10 protein-coding genes are annotated in these 19,151 nt (G+C 38.4%); 5 read left to right on the top strand and 5 right to left on the bottom strand.

Annotated features, from left to right (window positions below):
• Positions 1 to 224 precede the first annotated feature (224 nt).
• A complete protein-coding gene (locus QM491_RS19745) occupies positions 225 to 4,154 on the top strand; it encodes a S8 family serine peptidase (protein WP_283329257.1) in 3,930 nt (1,309 codons plus the stop codon).
• Between the two features lie 313 nt (positions 4,155 to 4,467).
• Here QM491_RS19745 and QM491_RS19750 read toward each other — a convergent pair whose 3' ends face one another.
• Together QM491_RS19750 and QM491_RS19755 are read right to left on the bottom strand one after the other, a co-directional pair.
• Entirely contained in the window at positions 4,468 to 6,222 is a 1,755-nt protein-coding gene (locus QM491_RS19750; protein WP_283329258.1) for a family 43 glycosylhydrolase, read from the bottom strand.
• A 281-nt stretch (positions 6,223 to 6,503) separates the two neighbouring features.
• Complete coding sequence (locus QM491_RS19755) at positions 6,504 to 7,661, bottom strand: iron-containing alcohol dehydrogenase (protein ID WP_283329259.1); 1,158 nt, start codon at positions 7,659 to 7,661, stop codon at positions 6,504 to 6,506.
• A gap of 468 nt (positions 7,662 to 8,129) precedes the next feature.
• Between QM491_RS19755 and QM491_RS19760 the strand changes: the two genes are divergently transcribed.
• Positions 8,130 to 10,637, top strand: coding sequence for a glycoside hydrolase family 95 protein (locus QM491_RS19760; protein ID WP_283329260.1), 2,508 nt, complete (start codon positions 8,130 to 8,132; stop codon positions 10,635 to 10,637).
• A 166-nt stretch (positions 10,638 to 10,803) separates the two neighbouring features.
• Here QM491_RS19760 and QM491_RS19765 read toward each other — a convergent pair whose 3' ends face one another.
• Together QM491_RS19765 and QM491_RS19770 are read right to left on the bottom strand one after the other, a co-directional pair.
• On the bottom strand, positions 10,804 to 12,237 hold the full coding sequence (locus QM491_RS19765; RefSeq protein ID WP_283329261.1) for a TolC family protein: 1,434 nt from the start codon (positions 12,235 to 12,237) through the stop codon (positions 10,804 to 10,806).
• A 156-nt stretch (positions 12,238 to 12,393) separates the two neighbouring features.
• Positions 12,394 to 12,861: a hypothetical protein gene (locus tag QM491_RS19770; RefSeq protein WP_283329262.1), complete on the bottom strand. Its 468-nt coding sequence runs from the start codon at positions 12,859 to 12,861 to the stop codon at positions 12,394 to 12,396.
• A 337-nt stretch (positions 12,862 to 13,198) separates the two neighbouring features.
• On the opposite strand from QM491_RS19770, the gene QM491_RS19775 reads away from it, so the two are divergent.
• The gene (locus tag QM491_RS19775) at positions 13,199 to 13,570 is read left to right on the top strand and encodes a hypothetical protein (protein WP_283329263.1); all 372 of its coding nucleotides are present in this window, start codon (positions 13,199 to 13,201) and stop codon (positions 13,568 to 13,570) included.
• 444 nt (positions 13,571 to 14,014) lie between these two features.
• Here the strand turns inward: QM491_RS19775 and ileS are convergent, their stop codons facing one another.
• A complete protein-coding gene (gene ileS / locus QM491_RS19780; RefSeq protein ID WP_283329264.1) occupies positions 14,015 to 17,458 on the bottom strand; it encodes an isoleucine--tRNA ligase in 3,444 nt (1,147 codons plus the stop codon).
• A gap of 905 nt (positions 17,459 to 18,363) precedes the next feature.
• Between ileS and QM491_RS19785 the strand changes: the two genes are divergently transcribed.
• Entirely contained in the window at positions 18,364 to 18,507 is a 144-nt protein-coding gene (locus QM491_RS19785; protein WP_374761269.1) for a DUF2256 domain-containing protein, read from the top strand.
• Positions 18,504 to 19,091, top strand: coding sequence for a 5-formyltetrahydrofolate cyclo-ligase (locus tag QM491_RS19790; protein ID WP_283329266.1), 588 nt, complete (start codon positions 18,504 to 18,506; stop codon positions 19,089 to 19,091). Before QM491_RS19785 ends, QM491_RS19790 begins: the two co-directional genes overlap by 4 nt.
• Positions 19,092 to 19,151 lie beyond the last annotated feature (60 nt).

The following is a 19,151-nucleotide window of genomic DNA, read 5'->3' on the forward strand; positions in this document are numbered from 1 at the left end:
CAAAAAGAAATACCATTAATAAAATGGAAGAAAAAAACCTCGAAAGTAAGTCCTTCCGAGGCTAATATTAATCAAATTTTATAATCTAATCCTTGTCAACTTTTTTCAGGACTAGACAAGTTGAAAAGTTAACGCAACGCTTCTTTCAAAAAAACTGTCATGAGTGTATCGCATTATTCTCTAAAATATGTAGTTTTCCCTTTCATTTGTAACCAACCGATTGTATGAAAAAAGTACTTCTATTGTATTTACTCTTTCTCTCACATCTCACCTTTAGTCAAGAGAAGAGTCTGTACTCTACTTCACAACAAAATAAACAACAAGCGATTTCTCTCGAAATCAGCACCCAAGAAGATAATAATTATCAGAAAGCGTTGGCATCGGCTAAAGCCAAAAATTGGCCAATTAGTGGTGTTTATAAGGATGGAAGAGTCTATTCACTAAAAGGATTAGATGCTACAGGTCAACCTCTTTACTTAATCACACATAGTAATGCCAAAGCCGCTGCTGCTACAAGAACTACTTCTATGTACACAGGTGGTAGCCTTGGATTGAGCCTTAATGGTAATAGTAGCTACATGAGTGGGAAGTTAGGTATCTGGGATGGTGGACGTGTATATTCGAGTCACGTAGAACTTACAGGTCGTGTTACCCAACAAGATAATGCTACGACTTTTGACCAACATGCTACCCACACTTCAGGAACTATGATTGCGACGGGGATATCTGCCCAAGCAAAAGGTATGTCTTTTGGTGCGAACCTACGTGCATGGGATTATAACAGTGATAACACTGAAATCAGTAATGCAGCAAGTAGCCTTCTTATTTCAAATCACTCGTATGGATATTTAGCAGGATGGAATTACGATTCTGACGTAAGCAAATGGCGTTGGATGGGTAACGTCAACATCAATGCTTTTGAAGATTATAAGTTTGGTTTCTATGATAGCAATACACAAACTTTAGATAAAATTGCCTATAACGCCCCTTATTATCTTATCGTAAAGTCGGCAGGAAATAATCGTGGCGAAACAGGACCTGATGCTGGTACTGTTTATTATCTAGGAAATACGACAGATACAAGTTCGGTGATAAGAAGTAAAAACGATAGTTATGATATTTTGCCTACAACAAGTACCGCCAAAAATATTTTGACAGTAGGAGCAGTAAATGCCCTTGATGCAGCACCAACAAAACCATCCGATATTAAAATTTCTGACTTTAGTAGTTGGGGACCAACGGATGATGGTCGTATCAAACCTGATATTGTAGGAGTTGGTGTAAATCTATTTTCTACATCTACTGGATCAACTACGAGCTATGCCACATTGAGTGGTACATCAATGTCGAGTCCACAGGTGGCAGGCAGTTTGTTTCTTTTACAAGAATTATATGCTAAGCAGAATGATGGACAATTCATGCGCTCTGCAACCTTGAGGGGACTTGCCATTCATACAGCAGAGGACGCAGGTAATGTTGGTCCTGACTATATTTATGGTTGGGGTTTGCTCAACATGGAAAAAGCAGGGAAAGTAATTTTGAATACTTCTAAATCAAATTTATTACAGGAAAAAAGTCTAGCACAAGGTACAACTTCAACACAAATGGTTGTTGCTTCTGGTCAAGAACCGTTGCGAGTGAGTATTGTGTGGACAGACCCAGAGGGCACTATCACTTCAACATCGGCTTCTAATCTAAATAATCGTACACCAAAACTGGTAAACGATTTGGACATAAGAGTTTCGGACGGTACTTCTAATTATCTACCTTTTACACTAAACCCAGAAAAGCCATCAGAGTTGGCTACAACTGGCGATAATATCAGAGACAACATTGAACAAATCCTGATTAGTAATCCACTTCCTGGGGCTACTTATACCATTACCGTAAGTCATAAAGGAACGTTGACTAATAGCAAACAAGATTTTTCATTGATTGTAAGTGGCGTCGGAACCGTAACCTATTGTAACAATACTGTAAGTTCAGGTAGCGATGTTATTGAGTCTGCAAGTTTAGCTGGTGGAAATAATGTTTCTACCAACCAAGCTGTAACGTTAAATGTTTCTGTAAAAAATACGAGCAATCATATCTTAAAGGCATTTATTGACTGGAATAGCAACGGCAGCTTTGATGATGATGGCGAATTAGTCGGCACTAGTACCGTAAATGGGACGGGCGCTTATGCCCTTAATTTTACAGCACCTCAAACTATCAATTATGGCACAACTTTACGTATGCGTGTGATTTGCTCGCAAGCGGCTAGTGCAAGTGCTGTTACAGCTTGTGGTTCTGTATCTAATGCTGAGGTAATCGATATCCCTTTGACTGTTACAAGAGCATTGAACGATATTGCAGTAACCAATTTGGTGACTCCAGAAACGGGACTATTTTGTAGTAATACTGCTTTAACTCAGATTAAAGTAAGCCTTACAAATAATGGATTAAACAGTCTTTCTAATATTCCTGTGAGTGTAACTGTAAGTAATACCTCTGGCGTTAGTGGAACTTTTACAGGGACATATACTGGTACATTGGCTTCTTTAGGAATGGGCGAAGTGACTTTGACAGGAACGATGAATGTTGTAGCTGGACAGAGCTATAATTTTGTAACACAAGCAACATTAGCAAGTGACCAAGACTCAAGAAACAATCAAGCAACATTTACTCGCATAGTAAGTACAACAGTGGCACCAACGGCCGAAGCGATTGTATGTGACGGTGCTAGTACAGCAATTATCAAATCGGCAAGTTCTGCATCAGTACAATGGTTTGACCAGTCTGCTGGAGGAACACTTATATATACTGGAGGAACGGGTTCATTTACTCTGCCAACAGGAACAAGCAAGTTGTATGTTTCAACAGGTGAAATTTCTGGAAATATTGGTGCTAAAACAAAATATGAATATGGCGATGGCTCTTACTATGAATTTTTTGGTCCAGCTATTATCATGACTACACAAGCGCCAATTTTACTCAAAACAGCCAGAATTTACGTAGGAACACCTGGTAATATTACTTTTAGTGTAGTAAATGCCGCAGATGGGGCACCTGTTTCTTCTGTGACTATTCCTGTACAGGCAACCAGAACAACTGCCAATACAACTAGAAGTAATTCTCAGTTGATTGATGACAAAACAGACCAAGGGGTCGTAGTTAACCTGAACCTCAAATTACCTGCTGCTGGTACTTATTACATTACGCAAGAATGTACAGATGGAGCCTCGATTTATAGAAGTAATAAAAACCTTACTTCTACAGCTACCGACTTAGTGGGGTATCCGTTTTCATTAAATAATACAGTGAGTATTACAGGTGCGTATTACAATGGCAGTACTATCAAAACGGGCTATTATTACCTATATGATATCAATGTGGGAGCGCTCGAATGTCCAAGTGTTCGTGCAGCTGTTTCGATTCAAAGTGTAACAGCCCCTACTGTAAGCGTAACTCCAGCAAGTACTATCAACTTTTGCCCAGATGGTGCAGGTACATTAACAGCAACATTGGGTAATGGTTATACCTATCAATGGTATCGCAATGGCGCTACTTTAAATGGTGCAACCAGCAACACGTTAAATGTAAGTATTGTTGGAAGTTACTCGGTTAAAGTGTCAAATGGCGGAGCTTGTACTATTACAACACCAAGCGTTACAGCTACTACATTTACCCCAATTACACCAACCGTAAATTGGACTAATGGAGTGCTTTCTGTTTTGACAGGCACAAACCCTACATGGACTTTGAATGGACTTGAGTATACTACAGCCAAAGGTTTAGTAAGTTTTACTCCTATTCAATCTGGTTTTTATAATGCTAAAGTTACTGATGCCAACGGCTGTAGTGCTTATTCGGCGGGAATATCGGTGACTATTACTGCAATTGAAGAGGATTTGTTATCAGATGGGCAATCAAAAGTTTATCCTAACCCAACTTCTGGTATAGTAACGGTAAAAGTTCCTGACAATAACTACAAAGCTGTCACAGCTGAAGTGGTTTCTTTGGTTGGCAATACCATGACTCAAAAATCGATGGAGCGTATCGGAAATGATTTCTGGACAAGTCTAGATTTAAGCCAATATACCTCAGGTCAATATTTTATTAGAGTCTATACAGATGCAGGCACAAGAGTCTTGAAAGTAGCTTTACAAAAGTAAGTTCAATGATTCGAGTTTTTGAATCAACAAAACATGAGCCATTCTTAATTTAGTGATTTACAATTGAGTGAATGAGTGATTATTCTAAAATTTGTATTCTAGTTGTAGAGACGTAATGCTTTGTGTCTAAAGCGGTGTCATGTTGAAATATAGTATGAAAAAAGGCGTTCGAAAAATTCATTTCGAACGCCTTTTTTCATAAACAGTACAATCGTTCACTTTGTGAATCCCAATAAGTACAAATAAAAGGTCTCTATTTTAAATTATTCCAAAATTCGGGATGACTCATGTTTGATTTTATGAAAATCAAGAATCATTCTCCAACTACACCGCTAAGCACAGATACACCATTTTCATTAAATGCTTCTATGGCATAGTAATATTTTTGCCCCAAATTCAATGCTCTAATTTGCAAAGTCGTAGGCTGGTCGGCATATACCTGATAGGTTTGGAACAACTTATCTTTTTCTATTCCCCAACGAATATTATAACCTACGGCATTGGGTACTTTTTCCCATGAAATATCTACATTACGTTCGTCTTTTTGACGTTTAGATGCCAATTTTTGTGGCGTAGCAGGAACTTGTCCTAAGCCATTTCCAAACACACGGATTTCTCCAATCGCAAGGTTTTGCGCTTTTACATATACATGTTCATATTTGATAAAACGCCCTTTGTATGGTTTTTCAAGTTCGATATAGGCGCAAGGTCTATCTCGTTTGGGTTCTTTAGTAAGGTCACGCAATAGTTCCCATTTTTTCCCATCTTTTGAACCCCAAATTTTGAATAAAGTATAAACACTCGAATCGGAATCAAAAACATTATTTTTGTAATCTATATAATTTACTTGTAACGCTTTTACTTCTGATTCGTGCCCCAAATCGATGCTTGCCCATTCGCCCGCTTTGTTTTGTTTAGCAACCCAAAAGCTTTGACGTCCCTCATCTGTAAGGTTTTTAGCCAGATGAATCGTATCTTGTTCTGACGAAACGGTTACCGTTTTTTTGTAAGACAATAGCATCCAACCTGTAAACAAAGCGTCACGATTATCCCATTTTCCAGAAGGCAAATAATGAGGCCAATCTCCAAAGCGAGTATTCGAAAACATTTGTCCTTCCTTGTCAAAGCCCGCAGGAAACATCGAGATACGTCGCTCCATTGGCCAGTTTACCGCCAACCACGGAGTGCCTGTGTTCCAATAATTTCCATACACATCTTGAAAGGTATTGCCATGCCCAGCACCAGTCATATAGCCACCTGGGCGATACGAAATCGGATTGTAGGGTGCATAGGTAAAAGGTCCAAGTGGATGGTCGCCTACATAAGTACCATTTCCATACACATTATATTCAGTGCCAGGCCCTGCATATTGAAGATAGTATTTGCCATTGTGTTTGGTCATCCAAGCTCCTTCTATAAAGGGTTTTATCATATCCGAATGGTCAGGGCCAAAGCGTTCCCAACCATGTTGATATTGGTCTAAAAATATCAATGGTTTATAGTCTGTTTTATCTTTATAAGTCAGATTTCTATTCTTATCTAACTCTGCTCCGAAAATAGGATATACATTCGACGAGCCCCAATACATATACCACTTGTCGGTATCGGGGTCATGAAAAAGTGCTGGATCCCAAGGCCCAATATCTTTGGGTAGTTGTGGTAACCAACGATTGAGAAATTTGAGCTTTCCCTTTTCGGGTTCGGTCGAATAAAAAATAGGACGTTGCTGAAAAGTTGATTGAAACAAGTATAAAGTATCACGAACCGATACTGCCGCAGGTGCACACATATCCTCCATCGGCCATTTGTCAGGAACAACATAATTCCAGTTAACTAAATCTTTGGAATGCCACCAACCTCCCGAAATTGTAACAAAAAGATAGTACTCCCCTTTATGAGTAATAATCACAGGGTCGGCTCCTGAACGATAGGAAATCCCTTCGTTCATTTGCTCAAAATTATAACGATAGCCAATGTCGATAGGATTACAATAGGTAGATTGCTTGCTTTGAGCCCATAAGGCTATTGACAGGCATGAAAATAGGAAGCTTAGAAGGAGTTTTTTCATACATTTAACTTGAGTTTATAAAAATTCAAAGCAAATGTAGTACTTTTTAGGCAAAACTATTTTAGGATAATACTTAGGTCAGGATAAGTGCCTCCAGATCTTTCTAGGAGCACAATAGCTTATTACACAGAATTTTGTCGCTGTATTACTCATACATTCATTATTACGATTTTGACAATAAACTGTAGGCATTAGTTAACAGTAAAAATGTTTATTGCGTAATAGTATAAGCTACATTACACTATTACGCAATAAAAAAATCTGTTTAAGCCCAGTACTCACTAATAGCTCATTTCCACAATCTCTTTCACAATGGTAGGAGTAATATCACGGCGTTCGCCTAGCCCTTTCCAGCCTCTTTCGGTAAAACGCTTTTCGATAAACTCGCCAGTATGAGCGTAGTCGCTAGTGTATTCTGACAAACGTGTTTTTACGCCTAGCTCATGCAACCAAGCCACTGTACGTTCGATAGCAGCATGGGCTTTTTCTTCGGTAGTACCTTCGGTAATATTCCACACTCGCTCGCCGTATTGCGCCAACTTTTCTTTTTTGTTGTCAAAACGGTTACGATATAAGTTCGGGAAAATAATAGCCAGTGTCATGGCATGGTCGATATTGTACAAAGCTGTAAGTTCATGACCAATCATGTGCGTAGCCCAGTCGGTTGGCACACCTTTTTGAATCAGACCATTAAGAGCCATTGTACAACTCCACATAAAGTTGGCAGCCGCTTCATAATTGCTAGGATCAGCCAAAATCTTTGGCGCAACTTCAATCAAGGTCTGTAGAATACTTTCAGCAAAACGGTCTTGAAGCCAAGCATTGGCAGGATAAGTCATATATTGCTCCAATACATGTGTGTAAGCATCAACAATACCATTGCGCAATTGGCGTTCAGGAATACTTTTGATTACTTCAGGGTCGAGAACAGAGAATTTTGGGAATAAGCCAGGTCCACCCATACTTAATTTCTCTTGCGTTACTATTCTTGTAACCACAGCTCCTGAGTTCATTTCAGAACCTGTAGCAGGCAACGTCAACACAGTACCAAATGGCATTGCTTTTGTTGTACGGATAGATTTTGCTAAAATATCCCAAGGTTCACCTTCAAAGTCTACAGCTGCAACGATAAACTTAGTTCCATCAATCACCGAACCACCACCTACTGCTAATACATAATCAAGTTTTTGAGCACGAATGATTTCTACCGCTTTCATCAGCGTTTCGTAGGTTGGGTTTGGTTCGATACCACTAAATTCTACGACTTCATGACCTTTCAATGCTTCGATAACTTGTTCGTAAACACCGTTGGTTTTGATACTACCACCACCGTAAGTCATCAAAACACGAGCGTTTGCAGGAATTTCTTTGGCTATAGTAGCTATTTGACCTTTTCCAAAAAGAATTTTGGTAGGATTCTGCAATTCAAAGTTTAACATGTTTGGTTTTGTTTAAAAAATGAAAATATAATCCTTCAGGCTGTAAATAGTTGAAAAGTGTTGACGGCCTAAAGCTTTTTAAGAAAAACACCTTGTACTGTACAAAAGTTTCTGTGGCAGGACAACCTTTGAGTAGTTTTAGGAGGCTTCCCCTTTTGTTATCAATGTTTTAAAGACGATTATTGAAGTAATAAGTGATCATGCAGGATAAGATTTAAGTTATGTGTTGAGGCACAAGGCAGCAGGCACAAGGCAAAGAGTGTTAAAATGTTTTTAATAACCACAGACACGCTTTTTTCCAAAGTCTACCGCCGAAAGCCGTTACCTGAAAGCCTAAAGCACACAACTTAAATCAAATTTGGTGCTTCTACTCAATGTAAAATATTATTTTACATTCACAATTCACAACTCATAATTCAGCACTAATACTTCCTAATGATAATCAAACTATCTAAACTAAATCCTTTCATGAAACAACTTTTTTTATGGGCTTGTGCTTCGCTGATAGGTGTGCAGTCTTTTGCGCAGACCGATAAACTTTGGTACGATTCACCAGCCAAAACGTGGGTCGAGGCGCTTCCTATTGGCAATGGTCATTTGGGTGCTATGGTTTTTGGTCGTACTGGCAAAGAACTCATTCAGCTTAACCATACCGATTTTTGGTCGGGTGCTCCCAAAGATTGGAACAATCACAATGCAGCTCAGTACTTCCCTGAAGTAAAGGCATTGATGAAACAAAAGAAATACGCCGAAGCAGAGGAGCTTTCTAAAAAACTCCAAGGCGCATTTACACAGTCGTATCAGCCTCTTGCTGACCTTACGATGACATTTTCGGATACTACCCAAATTGGAGAGTATTACCGTGATTTGGATTTGAATACTTCTACCACTCATGTTCGCTATAGCACACCTAAGGCTACTTATGAGCGTGAACTACTAGTTAGTTTCCCTGATAAAGCAATGGCTATGCGTTTGACAGCTAAAGGTGGTCGTAGTTTAGGTTTTACGATTGGAGCTTCATCTTTAATGAAAAATAAGGTTTGGGTTGATGGCAATATCTTAAAGATTAGACTTAAAGCACCTAAACATGTAGAACCTAATTATCGTGGAGGTTTTAAGCCAGAAGAAGCCGTTCAATACGACGATTGGAATGGCGAAGGAATGGAAGCGGAGGTTTGGGTACAAATCAAATCTGCAACAGGCAAAGTAAGCGTAAAGGACAATCAGCTAGTTTTAGAAAATGCCTCCGAAGCGGAAGTATATGTAGTAGCTGCAACAAGCTATAACGGACGTTTCAAATCGCCAGGCTTGGATGGCTTAGAGCCTTCAAAACAAGCGGGTCAATGGATGCGCTTGGCATTGGGGCGTTCTTATGAAAGTATCCGTAAGATGCACTACCAAGATTATCACGCCTTGTATGGTCGTGTAGACTTGGCGCTAGAAAGTAAAGGCACAGCCAATATTCCTACCGATAAACGTATTGTTAATTATGCCAAAGATGCTGATCCACAAATGGTAGCTTTGTTGTTTAATTATGGTCGCTATTTGTTGATTTCGTCGTCGCGCCATGGTGGTCAGGCTGCCAATCTTCAGGGTATTTGGAATAATATGGTACGTCCACCATGGAGTTCTAACTATACGACCAATATCAACGTGCAAATGAATTACTGGCCTGCCGAAATGTGTAATCTTTCGCCATTGACAGAGCCTTTGATGAATTTAATTAAAGATTTATCTGTAAATGGTAAAAAAACGGCAGAACTACACTACAATCTCAAAGGCTGGGTAGCGCACCACAATACTGATATTTGGGGCTTGACTTCTCCTGTTGGTGATTTTGGTACAGGCGATCCTGTTTGGGCCAACTGGCAAATGGGGGCAGCTTGGTTGTGTAGTCATGTGTATGAACATTATTTGTACACAGGCAACAAGCAGTTTTTACAGGAGTTTTATCCAGTGATGAAAGGCGCAACAGAATTTGTGATTGGTTTCTTGGATAAAAACGATGCGGGTTATTATGAGTTAGCTTTTGGGGTATCTCCCGAAAATCAATATAAGTATCAAGGAAAAAACTTAGCTATTTCAGCAGGAACAGCTATGGACTTAGCCTTGACTCGTGAGTTATTGAACAACTGTTATCAAGCAGCCAAGGCATTGAATCAAGATCCTGCTTTTGTAAAGCAATTGGAAGAATTATTGCCTAAACTTCAGCCTTTCAGAATCAACGCTAAAGGGAACTTAATGGAATGGTCAGAGGATTTTGAAGAAACAGATGTACATCATCGCCACTCTTCGCATTTGTATGCTTTGCATCCAAGTAATCAAGTAAACCCTTGGACTTCTCCTGAATTGTATAAAGCCGTGAAAAATTCTTTATTACGTCGTGGCGATGAAGGTACAGGTTGGGCAATGGGCTGGAAAGTAAACTTCTGGGCAAGATTATTAGACGGCGACCATGCGATGATTATTCTCAAAAACCTTTTGAGTCCTATTGGTTTTGAAGGATATGACTATCATAAAGGAGGTGTATATCGTAACTTGTTTGATGCTCACCCGCCATTCCAGATTGATGGAAACTTTGGCGCTACCTCTGGTATTGCCGAAATGTTGTTACAATCACACTCTGGTGCAGTACACCTATTACCTGCTTTGCCGAGTACTTGGCAAAAAGGACAAGTAAAAGGATTGGTAGCTCGTGGAGGATTTGAGGTGGATATGACTTGGGAAAATGGCAAACTCAAAAATGCTACTATCTTATCAAAATTGGGAGGTACTTGCCGTATTCGTTCTGAAGTACCTTTGAAAATCAAAGGGGCAAAACTGGCAAAAGGAACTGTCGCAAACCCACTTTTGAAGTGTATTGATGGCGCCAAACCTATTTCAGTAGTTGGGCAACCTTTGGCAACAGAAACAACCAAAAAGTACTACGAATATGATGTAGTAATTAAAAAGGGAGAAAAAATTATCTGTCAATAGCAGACTAAAATATAGTATCAAAAAAGCGGTCCGAAAATATTTCTCGACCGCTTTTTTGATGTTACTATGGTAGATATGAATAACTTAAGGCGAAATCATTGCGTCTCTACTGCTATAGATTTTTAAAATAATCACTCATTCACTCAACCACAAATCACTCAATAACTCACAAATCCTCCATATTACCAGTACTATAATATTGGTAAATTTTCTTTTTCAAAAGCCAATCGTATTTGGCTATTTCTGCATTTTGTTGAATCGTGAAAAAACTATTTTTGACTGATTCAAAATCTTTTATTTTCACTTCGCCTCGTTGTACCTTTTGTAAGGTGGTATTAAAATACACTTGCCAAACTTGCAGCGTTTTTTGTGCTGCTTGATATTGCAAAATAGCCGCTTCCAAATTATTTGTCGAAAATAGTGCTTCTTTATAAATCTCAGCTCGTGCCGAAAGCATCGAAATATGCGCATTTTCGATATTGATGGCTGCTTGTTGTTGTTGGTATTTTCGAAGCCCGCCTGTTACAATAGGCAGATTAATTTGAAAACCCACATACGCACTCGCTAACTGTTTCCATTGTGAAAACAAAGAAGTGGTTTTGTAACTGTATGCGTAGTTGGGTGAAAGCGCCAATCGTAATTGCCCTTGTGAATACACAGGAATGGTATCGGTACGAACCAAATAAGCTTGGTCAACTTCACGAAAAAGACTTGAAAAAGGCAAAGATACTCCTGTCGCCAGCGAGATAGTAGGATAGGCGCTGGCTTTTACAGCATCAAATTGCAAGGCCACCAATTTCTGATTGAGTTGTGTGATTTTGGTTGACGGATGCCAGTACGCCATTTTGTAAAACAAATCATATTCTCCCTTTTTTTGCCCGATAGGTCTATCTATAGTGAATGTTTTGTCTTTTATTTCTGCAATTTCAATACCCAAAGGATCGGGCAATGCCAAAAGTGTACCAAGGTTAATTTGAGCTGTTTTCAACTCGTTCTTATATTTTGTCAAAGTGAATTCATCGTTGGCTACTTGCGCTTGCCATTCCAAAACACTGTAAGCCGTATCTGGATTAGTAGTATTGGCTTTTTGAAAAATAGCTAATTGCTCGCCCGAAATACTGAGCTGACGTTCGGCACTTTTGACGTAAACTTGTTGTAACAATATCTGAAAATAGGCTTGTGTGATTTGTATGGCTATGGCAACAGTATTCTTTTGTTCTTGAAGGCTCGCTATTTCTTGTTCAACGATACTTTGTTGATGGGCGTTTTTTTTACGACCACCTGCCCACAATACTTGGTTCATATTTACTCCCATAATATTGTTGATAAAGCCATTGGTCGCATATTGGTAAGTGGTGGGGTCAAGCGAACGCCCCATAGCCAACGTCGGACTTACCGAAAACTGAACGGTAGGGTAGAGATCGGTTTTGGTATAAATAGTTTTTTCTAATGCTAACTCTTGGTTCAGGCGAGTTTGCTTGATTTGAAGATTATTGTTTTGAGCATGTTGGATACATTGATGAAGATTCCAAACTTTTTGCGCTCGGACAGGCATCAGACTTATCGCTAAACAAGTCATGATGAAGAAAAAAGTTTTCATAGGTCAACCAAAATACTGGCGGTTGTTGATGGTTTAATAAAAAAGCCACCGACTCAGCACGTATGCCTGTCAGTGGCTTCAGCTATCCAATTGATTTTTATGGGTTAAGGAGTTATAATGGCGGGTAAAATATTTACAAACAACTCCTTGAAAAAATTATTTATTAATAATCACACCAACTGATGGTGTAATGCCAACGTTTGCCAAACCTCCTGTTACTGTTGTAGGAGCTGTTGCCGAAATATATTTTGCTCCGCTGGTGTTGTTCAATAAATTAGTTACAACAGTAGTATTGTTAGCTACGTTTGTTCCTAATACTTGGGTATTACTAACGTTAAGATTTGCCACAGTAGGATTGTTAGACAATGTGTTTACTACTGCGTAGGTGTTCAAACGTGCTACGTTACTCGTTGCAGTATTAACTAAACCGCTTGTACCTGAGATAACAGTAAGACCTCCGTTTGATGGATTTGTAAGGTTTACAACATTAGATGTTACTACAGGAGCATTAAGATTGCCAACAACTGGATTCAATACGCCATTAAGAGTTCCTGTAAGGGCTTGTGCATGAGATGCTACAACAGAACCAAATATTAGTGCGGATAAAATAAAGAGCTTTTTCATAATAAAAATGAGTTTTTGTAAATGTGGAATATATGGATTAAGGACAGCTCAACGTAAAATAGAGACAATACAAAGGAACCCATGCCAAGTAGGACATGCTGTTATTTTTTTAATTGTCTCATAAATGTTAAATGTTGATATATGTACGAGAGGGATTAATAAACGGATTTCGTGAATTGGACTTTTTTTTAGAAAAGAAAAAATATCTATTTTTATATTACCTTGATTCTGTGGATTATATCAAAAAAACATACCGATGTTTTGAGTAATCCTGTTAAATTAGGCCCTGAAAATACACTTACTAATTTACTACATATAATCACCTAAAATATTCGCCATGAAAAACCTATTATTACAGATGATAATAGCCAGCGCTATTTTTTTTCAATCGTGCCACTCTGAAGAAATAATTCCCCCTGTAGATCATAGCAATGGGGTAAATACTGCCAAACAGTTAGACAGACTTACCAAAGATTTGTCCATTGCCGATTCCATTATTATTTATAACAACAAAAACTCCCATATCTTGAAATTGGGAATATCCAAACCTGTGTTTTACGAATATTATATGCTAATCAATGGACAAGAAATAGATCTGACTTATGCTCTTGTTGCATCTTTTAGTCCTAAATATGTGGGAAACTTTCGTTACATGGAAGTAATCATTTATATCAAAGAACCTATTCCATATACTCCAATTAGAAGGTAAATAGAAGTGCCAATCATTTTTTATCATTATGAATTAAAGTATTATTTTAAACCAAATCATAACTGTTATGAATACTACACTGAAAAATACCCTGCTTTTCTTTTCGTTATTAGGCACAATCGTCTCGATAGGTGTGTTGCTACTTTTCGCAAAGGACTTTACGCAAATGCAACTTATTGGCTTGTGTATCACAACTCTTGTTTTTATGCTTAATTCTGTAAGCTTTTTAACAAGAAAGAGGCGAGATTGATAATTAAACAGTTTAGAAACTGTCAAAAAAAATAAGTCCAAGACTTAGCCTTGAACTAGCAATAGTCATCAAAAAAGAAAGCGCCGTAGATGTAACAAGCTTGTGCTGTTCTATCTACGGCGATTTTTTTTTGAAAAAGTAATTAAGTGTTTAAAAAATCACTCAACCACTTAATCACTAACTCACTCAATAAACTAGGCTACGACGATTCGCCATTGTAGCACCAATTCTTCCATTTCAACTTCAACAGATTCGCTCAAAGTATCTACTACTTCTAATGAAACCGCTTGAACTTCTTGTGAGATATATTCTTTGAATGCCAAAACACCTGCCGAAACTTCAGCTTGCGTATTCAATAATTCAATTTTAATCTTGTCTGTTACTTCAAATCCAGAATCCTTACGGTAGTTTTGAACACGGTTGACAAACTCACGAGCAATACCTTCTTGACGAAGTTCGTCAGTGATTGTAATATCTAGTGCTACTGTCAACTCGTTGTCTTTGGCTACAAGCCATCCTGAAATATCACTCGTTACGATTTCAACATCTTCAAGGTGAAGATACCCGATAAGAGTTGAAGGTGTCAGATCAGATGATTCGTGATAAATCTCTATTTCTTCTCCTTTTTCAAGTGCTTTAATCACACTATTAACTCGTCCCTCGCTCTCCAATGAATTTATAAACTCAACATAAAACTTAGCATTTTTGCCGTATTTAGGACCTATTTTTTTAAAATTAGGTTTCACACTTTTCTTCAAGAAATGGTCTATATCGTTAGACTTTTCATCTATAAAACGGATTTCCTTAATGTTTACCTCTGAACGGATAATTTCAATTACAGATAATATATTGTTGTTCCACGTATCTACGTTCGTAGGAATTAAGACTTGTTCTAATGGCTGACGAACTTTGATTTTATTAGTTTTACGCAATGAGTGAATCAACGAACAAATACGCTGTGCCAAGTCCATCGAAGTTTCAAGATCTTCATCAATCCATTCTGTCTGAACTGTAGGGAAATCTGTTAAGTGTACAGATTCTTGCGCATTTGATTGGTTAATCGTCACGTTTTTGAACAACCAATCTCCATAGAAAGGAGCGATTGGTGACATCAATTGAGCAACAGTTTTTAAGCAATATGCTAAGGTTTCATACGCTGATTTTTTATCATCAGTCATATCACCTTTCCAGAAACGTCTTCTTCCCAAACGTACGTACCAGTTAGATAAGTGATCACTCACAAACTCTTGGATAGCACGACCTGCTTTGGTTGGCTCGTATGTATTGAAGGACTCATCTACTTCTTTTACTAAAGTTTGAAGTTTTGATAAAATCCAACGGTCAAGTTCTGTAGCAATGCTCTTATCTAATGTGCCTGTTGGCTCATAACCGTCCAAATTAGCATACAAAGCAAAGAAGTTGTACGTGTTAGTCAATGTACCGAAGAACTTGTTACGTACTTCTGTTACACCTGCCAAGTCAAACTTCAAGTTGTCCCAAGGTTGTGCGTTAGTAATCATATACCAACGAGTTGGGTCAGCACCGTATTTCTTCAACGTTTCGAATGGGTCAACAGCATTACCCAAACGTTTAGACATTTTGTTACCGTTTTTATCCAATACCAAACCTGTCGAAACCACGTTTTTGAAGGCTACCGAATCCGAAATCATGGCTGAGATAGCATGAAGGGTAAAGAACCAACCACGAGTTTGGTCAACACCTTCAGAGATAAAATCAGCAGGGTATGATTTTTCGAAAATATCTTTATTCTCAAATGGATAATGCCATTGTGCAAAAGGCATAGCCCCTGAGTCAAACCAAACGTCGATAAGGTCTGTTTCGCGCGTCATTACTTTACCAGAAGCAGATACCAAATATACCTCATCCACAAACGGACGGTGTAAATCCAACGTATCTTGTTCTGAAGCAGTCAAGAATGCTTGGTTTTTCTCTTTTTGTTCTGCACTCAAAGCATCGTCTTTCAACGCATGTTTTACGGCATTGATTAACTCCTGAGTAGAACCGATACAAACTTCTTCGGCATCTTCCGAACGCCAGATAGGAAGTGGAGTACCCCAATAACGAGAACGTGACAAGTTCCAGTCTACCAAGTTTTCAAGCCAGTTACCAAAACGACCAGTTCCTGTAGATTCAGGTTTCCAGTTAATGGTATTATTCAAAGCAATCAACTTATCTTTTACCGCAGTAGTACGGATAAACCAAGAATCAAGTGGATAATACAAGACTGGTTTGTCAGTACGCCAGCAGTGAGGATAAGGGTGATCAAATTTCTGAACGTTGAACGCTTTGTTTTCAGTTTTCAACTTAATCGCAATGCGCTCATCTACAGAAAGGTATTTGTCCCGACCTTGTTTTTCACGCTCAATTTCTTTCTCTTCATCCGAAAGGTAAGCTTCTTTTACAGGCTCGTTAGCAAAGTCTGTAATTTCAGCTACAAAACGACCTTGGCGATTAACGATAGGGACTTCTTTACCACTTTCGTCTTTTACCATAATGGCAGGCACGCCGTTTTGCTGTGCCACTCTAAAGTCGTCTGCACCAAAAGTTGGCGCTGTGTGAACTACACCTGTACCGTCTTCTGTCGTAACAAAGTCACCCAAGATTACACGGAATGCAGGAGCATCTGGCTGAATGTATGGTAACAATTGCTCGTATTCGATACCTTCCAAATGCGCTCCTTTTAACTCCATTACTACCGTCCAAGGAATCACTTTATCGCCGTCTTTGTAAGCTTCAAAGTCAGCGTCTTTTCCTTTTTCGTTGAAATATTTACCTACCAAGTCACGCGCTAATACTACGTTTACAGGCAAGTAAGTATATGGATTATAAGTTTTTACTAAAACGTAGTCAATGTTTTTTCCAACAGTCAACGCCGAGTTGGCAGGAAGCGTCCAAGGCGTAGTTGTCCATGCCAAGATATAGATATTGTTGCTATCGGCAGCGTCGAACAAGTATCCTGATTTTCCTGTAAGTTTTACCTTAAACTGAGCTGTCAGTGAAGTATCTTTTACTTCACGGTAACAACCAGGCTGGTTCAATTCGTGCGAAGACAAACCTGTACCCGCTGCTGGAGAATATGGCTGAATGGTATAACCTTTGTACAACAAACCTTTGTCATACAACTGCTTCAACAAATGCCAAATAGACTCAATGTAATCGTTTTTGTAAGTGATATACGGGTCATCAAGGTCTACCCAGTAGCCCATTTTCTCGGTAAGGTCGTTCCAGAGGTCAGTAAATTTCATTACTGTCTCACGGCATTTTTTGTTGTATTCTTCTACCGAGATTTTTTTACCAATATCATCTTTTGTAATACCTAATTCTTTTTCTACCTGAAGTTCTACAGGAAGACCGTGCGTGTCCCAGCCACCTTTGCGTTTTACCTGCTTGCCTTTGAGGGTTTGGTAGCGACAAAAAATATCCTTAATTGCACGAGCCATCACATGGTGAATACCAGGTGTACCGTTGGCCGATGGAGGGCCTTCATAGAAAGTAAAAGTAGGTTGCCCTTCACGGATTTCGACGGATTTTTCGAAAACCTTTTCGTCCTTCCAAAATTTAAGGATTTCGTCTGCAACCTGAGCGTAATCTAGGTTTTTATATTCTTCGAATTTCATTATAAACTGTTTGCTAAAAAGCACGTTTTGTTACTTGCCAAACTGGAGCGTTGATGAAGTTGTGAAACCCCTTGTATTACTGAAACATAACAACTTGCCCCAAAATTCCTGCAAAAGTACAAAAACCTTTTTAAAAGGGGAGTCGATACCCTGAAAATAAGTAAAGGAGCAGTAAAGGATTACTTGTTGCAATAAACCCATGACCAATTAAGACTGTAACCTATTGTGGATTTGGGATGGGGGGGGCTGATTTCGGACATTTTAAAACTCTACACTCAAAACTCACAACTAATAAAAAGGTGTATCTGATTATATCCTTCTACCTGTGTCAGGTATCACAGCGGACTATTTGCGTATCCGTGGTCAGTGTCTCACTGACCACATGACTATGCCCAATTAAAAAAGGTGTACCTGATTCCAGATACACCTTTTTGCACAACATTAAAAGATTATTGCCCTTCTAACTCTCCTACTTATGAAGTTTCTTTTTACTTATATTGTTTATTTCAAGCCCTTAAATTGAAATAAACTTGGCGGATGCGTATGTCGAATCCTTAACTTTGGTGTGTTGCGACCTTATATTTTTGATTTTAAAGAGCTGCACCAATTTAAAATCTTTTAAAATCACAACGAATTTTTTTAGTGGCTAGGCATCGTTTTCTCTCTAACTTTATTGCCTTATTGTTGATACAAATTTATACCTAAAAATAGGGCTTATGATTTGTATTCGATGAACTGTCATAAATGGAAAGTTTTTGACAATAAATGAAAGGAATTTGGTAATAATAGTTTTTTCAAAAACTTGCAAAAGTCATTTTTCAAAACTTGTTTTTTAACATTTATCTAATTTGAATAGTTTTTAAGTAATAAGAAATTAGATTTATTAAATAAATAAAGCGATGAGAATGCGTAAAAAAGCAGATTTGCCTTCAAAAGTTTGCGAAACTTGCAAGCGCCCTTTTGTATGGCGAAAGAAATGGGAAAAAGTTTGGGACGATGTCAAATATTGCTCCGACAAATGCCGTAAAACAAAATCACATAACCAATGACCAAAAAGGAATTACGAAAACAATATAAAGAAAAACGCAATAGCCTTTCTGAATCTGAATATCAACAGCGCTGTGAATGGATTGTGGAAAAAGTATTGAAAAACTTCGATTTTTCGGCAATACATTATTTGCATCTCTTTTTGCCGATTCGTATTCAGAAAGAAATAGATACCTTTCCGCTGATTGAACAACTTCAGTTAAAATACCCACAATTACAATTGGTAGTGCCGAGGGTCGTTCCTAATTCTTTTGAGATGGAACACTACCTTTATGATGCCAACACTATTGCCTTGAGCGAGTGGGGCATTCCTGAACCCGTACCTAATTCAGCACGATTGATATCTCCACAAGTGATAGATGTTGTTTTATTACCTTTATTGGTTTTTGATGAGAAGGGAAATAGAATAGGCTATGGCAAAGGATTTTATGATAGGTTTCTTGCAGAATGCCGACCGGAAGTACAGAAAATAGGTCTATGTCTTGAAGAAGCAGTACCGTTGATTGAAGAAGTGGGCGAATGGGATATTCCTTTAGATTTTTGTGTAAGTCCACAAAGGTGTTATGAATTTGGAGTAAAAAACTGAAAAAGAACCCTTTGGAAACAGTATAGCATAGATTTTTATTAAAATATTAGGAATATATTA

The organism is Flectobacillus longus (assembly GCF_030056705.1).
In the GTDB taxonomy this organism is placed as follows: Bacteria; Bacteroidota; Bacteroidia; order Cytophagales; family Spirosomataceae; genus Flectobacillus; species Flectobacillus longus.